Origin of the sequence: Escherichia sp. WS3227_2, assembly GCF_046486495.1 — a bacterium.
In the GTDB taxonomy this organism is placed as follows: domain Bacteria; phylum Pseudomonadota; class Gammaproteobacteria; order Enterobacterales; family Enterobacteriaceae; genus Escherichia; species Escherichia coli.
The window spans coordinates 43,928-56,630 of record NZ_JBJQLG010000006.1; the positions used below are offsets into that span (position 1 = coordinate 43,928).

Here is a 12,703-nt window from a genome sequence, read left to right on the forward strand (position 1 = left end):
TTCTCTAAATTAGAACAAATGGTTATTAATGAGGATTTCGATAAAAAAACCGGAGCCAAATGTTCATTCGACTCCGGTTTATTATTAGAAAAGATGATTATGCTACGTCTTCGTACTGCGGAACCGGGTTACGGAAGCTCTTGGTGACGCAAGCCAGGTAAATCAGGCCGATAGCCGCCCAGATCAGACCCAGAACCATTGAGCTTTCTTCCAGGTTAACCCACAGCGCACCAACGGTCAGCGCACCACACATCGGCAGGAACAGATACTGGAAGTGATCTTTCAGCGTCTTGTTACGCTTCTCACGGATCCAGAACTGCGAGATGACCGACAGGTTAACGAAGGTGAACGCCACCAACGCACCAAAGTTAATCAGCGCCGTAGCCATTACCAGGTCGAAGTTGATTGCCAGCAAGGCAATCGCGCCAACCAGGATGATGTTCATTGCCGGAGTACGCCATTTCGGGTGTACATAACCGAAGAAGCTTTTCGGGAACACGCCGTCACGACCCATTACGTACATCAGACGCGCTACGCCTGCGTGCGCCGCCATACCGGACGCCAGTACGGTAATGGTGGAGAAGATCAGCGCGCCAACCTGGAACGCTTTACCCGCAACGTACAGCATGATTTCAGGCTGTGACGCATCCGGATCTTTAAAGCGAGAGATATCCGGGAAGTACAGCTGCAGGAAGTAAGTTGCAAAGATGAAGATCATGCCGCCAATCAGCGCGGTCAGGAAAATCGCACGCGGGATCACGCGCTCTGCATCTTTGGTTTCTTCCGACAGGTTGCTGATGCCGTCAAAGCCGGTAAAGGAGAAGCACAGGATTGTCGCCCCGGTAATCATCGGGATAACATGCGCATCGCCAGACCAGAACGGACGAGTGCTCGCCAGCGTACCAGCGCCTTCACCTTCAAATACGCCATAAACAACCATGCCCAGAATCACCGCGATCAGCACTACCTGCAACACGACGATTACAGTGTTGAAGTTCGCTACGGATTTCAGACTACGCAGGTTAAAGGCGGTCATAAAGGCCACCAGCGCCACCACAAACATCCACGATGGAATGGAAGGCACCAGAGCTTCAAAATAGATTTTCGCCAGTAGAATGTTGATCATCGGCGCGAACAGATAGTCGAGCAGAGAAGACCAACCCACCATAAAGCCGACAGTCGGGCTAATGGATTTCTGGGCGTAAGTGTATGCAGAGCCAGCAGAAGGATAGCGGCGAACCAGCTTCCCGTAGCTCAGAGCCGTAAACAGGATCGCAATCAATGCGAACGCATAGGCTGTCGGCACATGACCATCCGTGAGGCCTGAAACGATACCAAATGTATCAAACAGCGTCATCGGCTGCATATAGGCAAGACCCATCATTACAACCGGAACTAACGTAAGCGTTTTACGCAATTCCACGCGAGAGGTGTTTGGAGTAACGTTATGCGACATGGTCATTCTCCTTTACGGTGATAACCGTCGCGTAAGCAAAAAATTGCCCCATTTTTTTGGATTCCTCAGCGACAACAACTGTCGATTTTTAGTAAATATCTATCCGGTACGAAGCCCGGCCTCTTGGTATGAATGATTGGTTTGAAGCAAAAAATAACCGACGCTAATTAAACGTCGGTTTTTAGTCATTTTTTGACAGCGGCGCATTGTGCCTAAATGGGGGGGAAATGACAAGAGAATGAGAGGCTTGTCATAATAATTTTTCTTTAAATGGCTGATTTTCCGTCATCAGATTTTGCATAAACACCGGCGATCGCACTATTTGCTAAAATTTCATCTCGCCACCAGCCGCTCGCAAGCCCTGCGGTCTGTTCGTTCCAGCCAATCCAGACGGGTTCAAAGAGAGTTTGGGCGACCACTTTCTTCTCGATTAACGCGCCACTATCGAGAAAACGTTGCGCCAGATAACGGGGTAAATAGCCGCAGCCAAGGCCGCTAATTTGCAGCTCCAGCTTGGTTTTAAAATCGAAAACGGTAATGGCTTCCTGTTCATCAAGCAGTTGCGAGGCGGTGGAAGCGCCAGCCTGCGCAGTGTCTCCCACGACAATCGCCCGAAAACGCTTAATAACGCGGCGGGTGAGCGGCTCTTCCTCTTGCGCCAAGGGATGATGCGGCGCAACGGCAAATACCTGCTCCAGATCGCCCAGCCGTGAGAAGCCAAATTCACTGGAGGAAGGCGGCTCATGCATCGCGCCAACAATAATATCCGCTCGCCCCTGAGTCAGGGCATCCCAGGAACCACCGAGTACGCCATTGATAAACTTCAGGCGCGTCACGCTATGATGTTGATAAAAAGCTTCAATGAGTGGCGCAAGCAGAGAAAAAGGAAACGTGTCGTCCACGCCAATCACCAGCTCGTTTTCCCAGCCTTCGTGCAGTTTGATCGCCTGCTTTTCCAGTTCTCGCACGGTATGCAGAACTTCCCGCCCTTTCTCTAATAACATTTTTCCGGTGCGGGTGAATTTAGCGCGGTGACCGCTACGATCAAGCAATTGAATATTAAGGTCGCTTTCCAGCTTGTGAACGGTGTAACTCAGAGCGGACGGCGTCTTGTAGAGTTTGGCCGACGCCGCCGCAAAACTGCCCTCTTTTTCTAAGGCATCGAGGATCATCAACACATCCAGCAGTGGTTTCATACACGCCCCCTTGCAGTGCATGCGGCGTCCTGCTGGCGTGATCGTTTACTCCAGCGGCATTACCAGCGGATCGGGATACTGGTATTCAAATCCCAGTTCATTACAAATCCGACTGCCATCAATAATCTTACCTTTGCCGCTGTCCAGACTATTTCTGAACTGCGGAGGCTCCAGCCCCAGTAAACGGGCCATCTGCGGATAGAAAACATTACGCGCAGGGTGAGCTGGCGCACATATATTATAGATGTGTCCGCCTTTAGGTGCCTGTAACAACAGAGTGATAGCGCCAATAACATCTTCTAAATGGACTAAATTAACACCATGTTCACCATCAGGCGCGGTTTTTCCGGCAAAGAAGCGTCCGGGATGACGTCCCGGTCCGACCAGGCCCGCAAGACGCAGAATATCGACCGAAGTACCGGGTAAATTGTGCAGCCAGTCTTCGAGTTCTTCTAATACTCGTCCACTGTTGGTTACTGGATTACGCGGTGTGGTTTCTTTCACCGTGCCTTGCGCGTCGCCATAGACAGATGTTGAGCTGGTAAAAATAATGCGGGGAATACGATGGGCCAGCGCGCTATCCACTAACTCTTGTACCGCTTGTAAATAGAACTCATCGCCGGGGCCGCTACGACGTGCCGGAAGCGTAATGACCAGCGCATCGGCATCCATCAGGGCATCCAGATCGTCAGAATCGCAAACTAACTCAGGCTCCATGCGAAGCAGATAGCTATCAATGCCACTCATTCGGGCCGCTTCGACACCATCTTGTGTGGTTTTACTCCCGGTGACTTGCCAGCCTCGCGCTGAAAGTGACATCGCCAGCGGCATGCCTAACCACCCTAACCCGACAATTGCGACCTTTTTCATCCGTTATCTCCTGATACACCTTAGATCTATAAGGCTACGCTAGCGTATCAAAACTGACAATTCATTCTATGAATGAATCTGTTCAATAATGATAACGACATGCTGCAATGAGCAGTGAATCGTCGGTAACCGCGTATACCAGACGGTGCTCCTCTGTAATGCGTCGGGACCAGAAGCCTGACAAATTATGCTTCAGGGGTTCTGGCTTCCCCTTACCTTCAAATGGTGTTCTGCGGGTATCTTTGATAAGTTCAATGATCTTTTTAACAATTCGCTTATCTGTTTCCTGCCAGTACAGATAATCATCCCATGACTCCTCAGACCAGATTAGTTTCACTCAATAATGTCCTTTTCCGTTCCTTTGCCTGATTTCAGGCTATCGATTGAGTCCATCAATCTCCGGGCGTTAGCGGGGGAGCGCAGTAGATAAGCCGTCTCTTCCAGCGAGTTGTATTCTTCGAGTGACATCAGAACACAAGCCTCTCCATTCTGACGAGTAATAAGGATCGGGGCATGATCTTCAACGGCTTTCATCATTGTTGCCGACAAATTCTGACGCGCTTCGCTGTAGCTAATTGTACGCATATCAATCTCCTCTTATGTACAGCTCATTGTACAATGATGGGCGTTAATTAACTATTTATTAATTAGTTTGTAGATCAAGATATTGTCAGTGAGACGAAAATCCAGGCTTCGCTATTTTTGGTGCCGTCAGGTTAGAGGACAGTCCTCTTAGCCCCCTCCTTTCCCCGCTCATTCATTAAACAAATCCATCGCCATAAAATATATAAAAAAGCCCTTGCTTTCTAACGTGAAAGTGGTTTAGGTTAAAAGACATCAGTTGAATAAACATTCACAGAGACTTTTATGACACGCGTTCAATTTAAACACCACCATCATCACCATCATCCTGACTAGTCTTTCAGGCGATGTGTGCTGGAAGACATTCAGATCTTCCAGTGGTGCATGAACGCATGAGAAAGCCCCCGGAAGATCACCTTCCGGGGGCTTTTTTATTGCGCTGTTGATAACGGTTCAGACAGGTTTAAAGAGGAATAAGAAAATGACAGACAACACTCGTTTACGCATAGCTATGCAGAAATCCGGCCGTTTAAGTGATGACTCACGCGAATTGCTGGCGCGCTGTGGCATTAAAATCAATCTTCACACCCAGCGCCTGATCGCGATGGCAGAAAACATGCCGATTGATATTCTGCGCGTGCGTGACGACGACATTCCCGGTCTGGTAATGGACGGCGTGGTAGACCTTGGGATTATCGGCGAAAACGTGCTGGAAGAAGAGCTGCTTAACCGCCGAGCCCAGGGTGAAGATCCGCGCTACTTTACCCTGCGTCGACTGGATTTCGGCGGCTGCCGCCTTTCGCTGGCAACGCCGGTTGATGAAGCCTGGGACGGTCCGCTCTCCTTAAACGGTAAACGTATCGCCACCTCTTATCCTCACCTGCTCAAGCGTTATCTCGACCAGAAAGGCATCTCTTTTAAATCCTGCTTACTGAACGGTTCTGTTGAAGTCGCCCCGCGCGCCGGACTGGCGGATGCGATTTGCGATCTGGTTTCCACCGGTGCCACGCTGGAAGCTAACGGCCTGCGCGAAGTCGAAGTTATCTACCGCTCGAAAGCCTGCCTGATCCAGCGCGATGGCGAAATGGAAGAATCTAAACAGCAACTGATCGACAAGCTGCTGACCCGTATTCAGGGCGTGATCCAGGCGCGCGAATCAAAATACATCATGATGCACGCACCGACTGAACGTCTGGATGAAGTCATCGCCCTGCTGCCAGGTGCCGAACGCCCAACTATTCTGCCGCTGGCAGGTGATCAACAGCGCGTAGCGATGCACATGGTCAGTAGCGAAACCCTGTTCTGGGAAACGATGGAAAAACTGAAAGCGCTGGGTGCCAGTTCAATCCTGGTGCTGCCGATTGAGAAGATGATGGAGTGATCGCCATGAGCTTTAACACAATCATTGACTGGAATAGCTGTACTGCGGAGCAACAACGCCAGCTGTTAATGCGCCCGGCGATCTCCGCTTCTGAAAGCATTACCCGCACTGTTAACGATATTCTCGATAACGTGAAAGCACGCGGTGATGACGCCCTGCGGGAATACAGCGCGAAGTTTGATAAAACCACGGTTACCGCGCTGAAGGTGTCTGCTGAGGAGATCGCCGCCGCCAGCGAACGCCTGAGCGACGAGCTAAAACAGGCGATGGCGGTGGCAGTAAAGAATATTGAAACCTTCCACACTGCGCAAAAACTGCCGCCGGTAGATGTAGAAACGCAGCCAGGCGTACGTTGCCAGCAAGTCACGCGCCCGGTGGCTTCAGTGGGTTTGTATATTCCTGGCGGCTCCGCCCCGCTCTTCTCAACGGTATTAATGCTGGCAACTCCGGCGCGTATTGCGGGCTGTAAAAAAGTGGTGCTGTGCTCACCACCGCCGATTGCCGATGAGATCCTTTACGCGGCGCAGCTGTGCGGCGTGCAGGACGTGTTTAACGTCGGCGGCGCACAGGCCATTGCCGCGCTGGCGTTTGGTACGGAATCTGTGCCGAAAGTGGACAAAATCTTCGGGCCAGGAAACGCCTTTGTCACCGAGGCAAAACGTCAGGTGAGCCAGCGTCTGGACGGTGCGGCGATCGATATGCCCGCAGGCCCGTCGGAAGTGCTGGTGATTGCTGACAGCGGCGCTACGCCGGATTTCGTGGCTTCTGATTTGCTTTCCCAGGCTGAACACGGCCCGGACTCTCAGGTGATTTTACTGACGCCCGATGCTGAGATGGCGCGTCGCGTAGCCGAAGCTGTCGAACGCCAGTTGGCAGAGCTGCCGCGTGCCGAAACCGCCCGTCAGGCACTGAGCGCCAGCCGTCTGATCGTGACTAAAGATTTAGCGCAGTGCGTGGAGATATCTAACCAGTACGGCCCGGAGCACCTGATCATCCAGACCCGCAACGCCCGCGATCTGGTCGATGGCATCACCAGTGCCGGTTCGGTATTTCTGGGTGACTGGTCACCGGAATCGGCAGGTGATTACGCCTCCGGCACCAACCACGTTCTGCCGACTTACGGTTACACCGCCACCTGTTCCAGCCTCGGGCTGGCAGATTTCCAGAAGCGCATGACCGTGCAGGAACTGTCGAAAGAAGGTTTCTCCGCGCTGGCTTCGACCATTGAAACATTGGCCGCCGCCGAGCGCCTGACCGCCCATAAAAATGCCGTTACTTTGCGTGTTAACGCCCTTAAGGAGCAAGCATGAGCACCGTGACTATTACCGATTTAGCGCGTGAAAACGTCCGCAACCTGACGCCGTATCAGTCGGCGCGTCGTCTGGGCGGTAACGGCGATGTCTGGCTGAACGCCAACGAATACCCCACAGCCGTGGAGTTTCAGCTTACTCAGCAAACGCTCAACCGCTACCCGGAATGTCAGCCGAAAGCGGTGATAGAAAATTACGCGCAGTATGCAGGCGTAAAACCGGAGCAGGTGCTGGTCAGCCGTGGCGCGGACGAAGGTATTGAACTGCTGATCCGCGCTTTTTGCGAACCAGGTAAAGACGCCATCCTCTACTGCCCGCCAACGTACGGCATGTACAGCGTCAGCGCTGAAACCATTGGCGTCGAGTGCCGCACAGTGCCGACGCTGGAAAACTGGCAACTGGACTTACAGGGCATTTCCGACAAGCTGGACGGCGTAAAAGTGGTCTATGTTTGCAGCCCCAACAACCCAACCGGGCAACTGATCAATCCGCAGGATTTTCGCACCCTGCTGGAGTTAACGCGCGGTAAGGCGATTGTGGTTGCCGATGAAGCCTATATTGAGTTTTGCCCGCAGGCATCGCTGGCTGGCTGGCTGGCGGAATATCCGCACCTGGCTATTTTACGCACACTGTCGAAAGCTTTTGCTCTGGCGGGGCTTCGTTGCGGATTTACGCTGGCAAACGAAGAAGTCATCAACCTGCTGATGAAAGTGATCGCCCCCTACCCGCTCTCGACGCCGGTTGCCGACATTGCGGCCCAGGCGTTAAGCCCGCAGGGGATCGTCGCCATGCGCGAACGGGTGGCGCAAATTATTGCAGAACGCGAATACCTGATTGCCGCATTGAAAGAAATCTCCTGCGTGGAGCAGGTTTTTGACTCTGAAACCAACTACATTCTGGCGCGCTTTAAAGCCTCCAGCGCAGTGTTTAAATCTTTGTGGGATCAGGGCATTATCTTACGTGATCAGAATAAACAACCCTCTTTAAGCGGCTGCCTGCGAATTACCGTCGGAACCCGTGAAGAAAGCCAGCGCGTCATTGACGCCTTACGTGCGGAGCAAGTTTGATGAGTCAGAAGTATCTTTTTATCGATCGCGATGGAACCCTGATTAGCGAACCGCCGAGTGATTTTCAGGTGGACCGTTTTGACAAACTCGCCTTTGAACCAGGCGTGATCCCGGAGCTGCTGAAGCTGCAAAAAGCGGGCTACAAGCTGGTGATGATCACTAATCAGGATGGTCTTGGAACACAAAGTTTCCCGCAGGAGGATTTTGATGGCCCGCACAACCTGATGATGCAGATCTTCACCTCGCAAGGCGTGCAGTTTGATGAAGTGCTGATTTGTCCTCACCTGCCCGCCGATGAGTGCGACTGCCGTAAGCCGAAAGTAAAACTGGTGGAGCGTTATCTCGCTGAGCAAGCGATGGATCGTGCCAATAGTTATGTGATTGGCGATCGCGCGACCGATATTCAGCTGGCGGAAAACATGGGCATTAATGGTTTACGCTATGACCGCGAAACCCTGAACTGGCCAATGATTGGCGAGCAGCTCACTAAACGAGACCGTTACGCCCATGTAGTGCGCAACACCAAAGAGACGCAAATTGACGTCCAGGTGTGGCTGGATCGCGAAGGTGGCAGCAAGATTAACACCGGTGTTGGCTTCTTTGATCACATGCTGGATCAGATCGCTACCCACGGCGGTTTCCGCATGGAAATCAACGTCAAAGGCGACCTCTATATCGACGATCACCACACCGTCGAAGATACCGGCCTGGCGCTGGGCGAAGCGTTAAAAATTGCTCTTGGCGACAAACGCGGTATTTGCCGCTTTGGTTTTGTGCTGCCGATGGACGAATGCCTTGCCCGCTGCGCGCTGGATATCTCTGGTCGCCCGCACCTGGAATATAAAGCTGAATTTACCTACCAGCGCGTGGGCGATCTCAGCACTGAAATGATCGAGCACTTCTTCCGTTCGCTCTCTTACACCATGGGCGTGACGTTGCACCTGAAAACCAAAGGTAAAAACGATCATCACCGTGTAGAGAGTCTCTTTAAAGCCTTTGGTCGCACCCTGCGCCAGGCCATCCGCGTGGAAGGCGATACTCTGCCCTCGTCGAAAGGAGTGCTGTAATGAACGTGGTGATCCTTGATACTGGCTGCGCCAATTTGAACTCGGTGAAGTCAGCCATTGCGCGTCACGGTTATGAACCCAAAGTCAGCCGTGACCCGGACGTCGTGTTACTGGCCGATAAACTATTTTTACCCGGCGTTGGCACTGCACAAGCAGCGATGGATCAGGTGCGTGAGCGCGAGCTGTTTGATCTCATCAAAGCCTGTACCCAACCGGTGCTGGGCATCTGCTTAGGGATGCAACTGCTGGGGCGGCGCAGCGAAGAGAGCAACGGCGTCGACTTGCTGGGCATCATCGACGAAGACGTGCCGAAAATGACCGACTTTGGCCTGCCCCTGCCGCATATGGGCTGGAACCGCGTTTACCCGCAGGCAGGCAACCGCCTGTTTCAGGGGATTGAAGACGGCGCGTACTTTTACTTTGTTCACAGCTACGCAATGCCGGTCAATCCGTGGACCATCGCCCAGTGTAATTACGGCGAACCGTTCACCGCGGCGGTACAAAAAGATAACTTCTACGGCGTGCAGTTCCACCCGGAGCGTTCTGGTGCCGCTGGCGCTAAGTTGCTGAAAAATTTCCTGGAGATGTGATGATTATTCCGGCATTAGATTTAATCGACGGCACCGTGGTGCGTCTCCATCAGGGCGATTATGGCAAACAACGCGATTACGGTAACGACCCGCTGCCACGCTTACAGGATTACGCCACACAAGGTGCTGAAGTGCTGCACCTTGTGGATCTGACCGGGGCAAAAGATCCGGCTAAACGTCAAATCCCGCTGATTAAAACCCTGGTCGCGGGCGTTAACGTTCCGGTGCAGGTTGGCGGCGGCGTGCGTAGCGAAGAAGACGTGGCGGCGTTACTGGAAGCGGGCGTTGCGCGCGTGGTGGTCGGCTCCACCGCGGTGAAATCACCAGAAATGGCGAAAGGCTGGTTTGAACGTTTCGGTGCCGATGCCTTAGTGCTGGCGCTGGATGTCCGTATTGACGAGCAAGGCAACAAGCAGGTGGCAGTCAGCGGCTGGCAAGAGAACTCGGGCGTTTCACTGGAACAACTGGTGGAAACCTATCTGCCCGTCGGCCTGAAACATGTGCTGTGTACCGATATCTCGCGCGACGGCACGCTGGCAGGTTCTAACGTCTCTTTATATGAAGAAGTGTGCGCCAGATATCCGCAGGTGGCATTTCAGTCATCCGGCGGCATTGGCGACATTGATGATGTCGCGGCCCTGCGTGGTACTGGCGTGCGCGGCGTAATAGTTGGTCGTGCATTACTGGAAGGTAAATTCACCGTGAAGGAGGCCATCGCATGCTGGCAAAACGCATAATCCCGTGTCTCGACGTTCGTGATGGTCAGGTGGTGAAAGGCGTACAGTTTCGCAACCATGAAATCATTGGCGATATCGTGCCGCTGGCAAAACGCTACGCCGAAGAAGGTGCAGATGAACTGGTGTTCTACGATATCACCGCTTCCAGCGATGGCCGTGTGGTAGATAAAAGCTGGGTATCTCGCGTGGCGGAAGTGATCGACATTCCGTTCTGTGTGGCGGGTGGGATTAAGTCTCTGGAAGATGCCGCGAAAATTCTTTCCTTTGGCGCGGATAAAATTTCCATCAACTCTCCTGCGCTGGCGGACCCGACGTTAATTACTCGCCTGGCGGATCGCTTTGGCGTGCAATGCATTGTGGTCGGCATTGATACCTGGTACGACGCTGAAACCGGTAAATATCATGTGAATCAATATACCGGCGATGAAAGCCGCACCCGCGTCACTCAGTGGGAAACGCTCGACTGGGTACAGGAAGTGCAAAAACGCGGTGCCGGAGAAATCGTCCTCAACATGATGAATCAGGACGGTGTGCGTAACGGTTACGACCTCGAGCAGCTGAAAAAAGTGCGTGAAGTTTGCCACGTCCCGCTGATTGCCTCCGGTGGCGCGGGCACCATGGAACACTTCCTCGAAGCCTTCCGCGATGCCGACGTTGACGGCGCGCTGGCAGCTTCCGTATTCCACAAACAAATAATCAATATTGGTGAATTAAAAGCGTACCTGGCAACACAGGGCGTGGAGATCAGGATATGTTAACAGAACAACAACGTCGAGAACTGGACTGGGAAAAAACCGACGGACTGATGCCGGTGATTGTGCAACACGCGGTATCCGGTGAAGTGTTAATGCTGGGCTATATGAACCCAGAAGCCTTAGATAAAACCATCGAAAGCGGCAAAGTCACCTTCTTCTCGCGCACTAAACAGCGACTGTGGACCAAAGGCGAAACGTCGGGCAATTTCCTCAACGTAGTAAATATTGCGCCGGACTGCGACAACGACACGCTACTGGTACTGGCGAATCCTATCGGACCAACCTGCCACAAAGGCACCAGCAGCTGCTTCGGCGACACCGCTCACCAATGGCTGTTCCTGTATCAACTGGAACAACTGCTCGCCGAACGCAAATCTGCCGACCCGGAAACCTCTTACACAGCCAAACTGTATGCCAGCGGCACCAAACGCATTGCGCAGAAAGTGGGCGAAGAAGGGGTGGAAACCGCACTGGCAGCAACGGTACATGACCGCTTTGAGCTAACCAACGAGGCGTCTGATTTGATGTATCACCTGCTGGTATTGTTGCAGGATCAGGATCTGGATTTAACGACGGTGATTGAGAACCTGCGTAAACGGCATCAGTGAGTTGCGGGGTAAGCGGATGCGATGTTGTTGTCGCATCCGGCAAAAAAAACGGGCAAGGTGTCACCACCCTGCCCTTTTTCTTTAAAACCGAAAAGATTACTTCGCGTTGTAATTGCGTAGAGCATTACGCCCCAGCACAATCCCCGCGCCAACCATGCCGCCCAGCAGCACCGCCAGAATCAAGGTAATTGCCTTTTTCGGGCTATCGCGACGAATAGGTAACGTCGGTTTCATCACATAACGGTAAGCATGAATATCAAGATCATCAACTTTTAAGCTTTCGATATCCAGCAGGTTTTGACGTGTCTGATAGTAGTTTGGTGAGAACACCAACGGACGGGTCGCCTCGTGCTTTATCATCGACTCCAGCGCTTCGCTCCCCAAAAGGATCAACGTATCTTGTGTGATATCTTCGCCAGTCTGTTGAATTTGCGGTTTTGTCACCTGCGCCTGATTCGCATACTGCAACGCTTCCTGAATCTGACGGATACGCAGATCTTTCTGCTCTTGCGCGACTACTTCCTGAGTTCTTAAAGAGTCCTGCAAGTTTTTCATACGCAGCGCGATGTTGTCTTTCAAGTCTTTTTCCAGCTCTACGTTTACCTGGTCGTCAACTTGCTGGATATACTTCGCCAGCTGCTTCTGAGCACCTTCAGGTGTTTCACCAACATAAGACACCGCTAAAGGTAATGACTGATTTTTAACGGTAGGCTCAATGGTCAGCTTTTCTGCTTCTTCCTGGTTATCCAGCGTTTCCGCTAATGCTGAGAATGCAGTGCTGTAACGTCCGATAAGCGAAGCCTGAATGTCGGAGACTTTCGGTACAGCCGGACCGTAAATCACATTCATCGCGTTGGTATAACCAGCGATTTGGCCCACATCAGGTTGAGTAACGATAGCTGTGGAAGTCCACTTTTCTTTGGCAACGGCCAGATACCCTATAGCCAGGGCAATAGCCACAATGACAGAGATGATAATTGTCATCTTGCCGCGCCACAACTGCACCAGTAAATCAATCAAATCAATCTGTTCCGGGTCATGGTTTTGCCCAGAAACATTATTATTTTCTACTCTCATCATTACC

General features: G+C 52.4%; 16 protein-coding genes and 1 other annotated feature. Of the genes, 9 read left to right on the forward strand and 7 right to left on the reverse strand.

Annotated features, from left to right (window positions below):
* Positions 1–97 precede the first annotated feature (97 nt).
* The 6 genes from plaP to yefM form a co-directional block, all read right to left on the reverse strand.
* Positions 98–1,456: a putrescine/proton symporter PlaP gene (gene plaP / locus ACJHXB_RS10125; protein WP_000019197.1), complete on the reverse strand. Its 1,359-nt coding sequence runs from the start codon at positions 1,454–1,456 to the stop codon at positions 98–100.
* Positions 1,446–1,508, reverse strand: a complete 63-nt coding sequence (gene yoeI / locus ACJHXB_RS10130; protein ID WP_010723108.1) for a membrane protein YoeI — start codon at positions 1,506–1,508, stop codon at positions 1,446–1,448. The genes plaP and yoeI overlap by 11 nt, the downstream gene beginning before the upstream one ends.
* Before the next feature lie 214 nt (positions 1,509–1,722).
* Positions 1,723–2,652 (reverse strand): LysR substrate-binding domain-containing protein, encoded by a 930-nt coding sequence (locus tag ACJHXB_RS10135; RefSeq protein WP_097447025.1) that lies wholly within the window; start codon positions 2,650–2,652, stop codon positions 1,723–1,725.
* A gap of 45 nt (positions 2,653–2,697) precedes the next feature.
* Complete coding sequence (locus tag ACJHXB_RS10140; RefSeq protein WP_000754737.1) at positions 2,698–3,522, reverse strand: SDR family oxidoreductase; 825 nt, start codon at positions 3,520–3,522, stop codon at positions 2,698–2,700.
* An 82-nt stretch (positions 3,523–3,604) separates the two neighbouring features.
* Positions 3,605–3,859 carry a type II toxin-antitoxin system mRNA interferase toxin YoeB gene (gene yoeB / locus ACJHXB_RS10145; RefSeq protein WP_000767820.1) on the reverse strand — a complete coding sequence of 85 codons (255 nt, stop codon included), beginning with the start codon at positions 3,857–3,859 and terminating at the stop codon, positions 3,605–3,607.
* Positions 3,856–4,107, reverse strand: a complete 252-nt coding sequence (gene yefM / locus ACJHXB_RS10150; protein WP_001259255.1) for a YoeB-YefM toxin-antitoxin system antitoxin YefM — start codon at positions 4,105–4,107, stop codon at positions 3,856–3,858. Before yefM ends, yoeB begins: the two co-directional genes overlap by 4 nt.
* Positions 4,108–4,389: 282 nt before the next feature.
* On the opposite strand from yefM, the gene hisL reads away from it, so the two are divergent.
* The 9 genes from hisL to hisIE all read left to right on the forward strand — a co-directional run bounded on the left by hisL (position 4,390) and on the right by hisIE (position 11,619).
* Positions 4,390–4,440 (forward strand): his operon leader peptide, encoded by a 51-nt coding sequence (gene hisL, locus ACJHXB_RS10155; protein ID WP_001364200.1) that lies wholly within the window; start codon positions 4,390–4,392, stop codon positions 4,438–4,440.
* Positions 4,416–4,539, forward strand: a sequence feature (His leader region). (Overlaps the previous gene by 25 nt.)
* A 46-nt stretch (positions 4,540–4,585) precedes the next feature.
* Positions 4,586–5,485 (forward strand): ATP phosphoribosyltransferase, encoded by a 900-nt coding sequence (hisG, locus tag ACJHXB_RS10160; RefSeq protein ID WP_000131782.1) that lies wholly within the window; start codon positions 4,586–4,588, stop codon positions 5,483–5,485.
* 5 nt (positions 5,486–5,490) lie between these two features.
* The gene (gene hisD, locus ACJHXB_RS10165) at positions 5,491–6,795 is read left to right on the forward strand and encodes a histidinol dehydrogenase (protein ID WP_001578572.1); all 1,305 of its coding nucleotides are present in this window, start codon (positions 5,491–5,493) and stop codon (positions 6,793–6,795) included.
* Complete coding sequence (gene hisC, locus ACJHXB_RS10170; RefSeq protein WP_000108970.1) at positions 6,792–7,862, forward strand: histidinol-phosphate transaminase; 1,071 nt, start codon at positions 6,792–6,794, stop codon at positions 7,860–7,862. Before hisD ends, hisC begins: the two co-directional genes overlap by 4 nt.
* Positions 7,862–8,929 carry a bifunctional histidinol-phosphatase/imidazoleglycerol-phosphate dehydratase HisB gene (gene hisB / locus ACJHXB_RS10175; protein WP_087890955.1) on the forward strand — a complete coding sequence of 356 codons (1,068 nt, stop codon included), beginning with the start codon at positions 7,862–7,864 and terminating at the stop codon, positions 8,927–8,929. The genes hisC and hisB overlap by 1 nt, the downstream gene beginning before the upstream one ends.
* Positions 8,929–9,519 carry an imidazole glycerol phosphate synthase subunit HisH gene (gene hisH, locus ACJHXB_RS10180; protein ID WP_001103560.1) on the forward strand — a complete coding sequence of 197 codons (591 nt, stop codon included), beginning with the start codon at positions 8,929–8,931 and terminating at the stop codon, positions 9,517–9,519. The genes hisB and hisH overlap by 1 nt, the downstream gene beginning before the upstream one ends.
* Positions 9,519–10,256: a 1-(5-phosphoribosyl)-5-[(5-phosphoribosylamino)methylideneamino]imidazole-4-carboxamide isomerase gene (gene hisA / locus ACJHXB_RS10185; RefSeq protein ID WP_097447024.1), complete on the forward strand. Its 738-nt coding sequence runs from the start codon at positions 9,519–9,521 to the stop codon at positions 10,254–10,256. The genes hisH and hisA overlap by 1 nt, the downstream gene beginning before the upstream one ends.
* Positions 10,238–11,014: an imidazole glycerol phosphate synthase subunit HisF gene (hisF, locus tag ACJHXB_RS10190; protein ID WP_000880182.1), complete on the forward strand. Its 777-nt coding sequence runs from the start codon at positions 10,238–10,240 to the stop codon at positions 11,012–11,014. The genes hisA and hisF overlap by 19 nt, the downstream gene beginning before the upstream one ends.
* The gene (hisIE, locus tag ACJHXB_RS10195; RefSeq protein ID WP_000954872.1) at positions 11,008–11,619 is read left to right on the forward strand and encodes a bifunctional phosphoribosyl-AMP cyclohydrolase/phosphoribosyl-ATP diphosphatase HisIE; all 612 of its coding nucleotides are present in this window, start codon (positions 11,008–11,010) and stop codon (positions 11,617–11,619) included. Before hisF ends, hisIE begins: the two co-directional genes overlap by 7 nt.
* 96 nt (positions 11,620–11,715) lie before the next feature.
* Here the strand turns inward: hisIE and wzzB are convergent, their stop codons facing one another.
* Positions 11,716–12,696, reverse strand: coding sequence for an LPS O-antigen chain length determinant protein WzzB (gene wzzB, locus ACJHXB_RS10200; protein ID WP_042097151.1), 981 nt, complete (start codon positions 12,694–12,696; stop codon positions 11,716–11,718).
* Between the last annotated feature and the right edge of the window lie 7 nt (positions 12,697–12,703).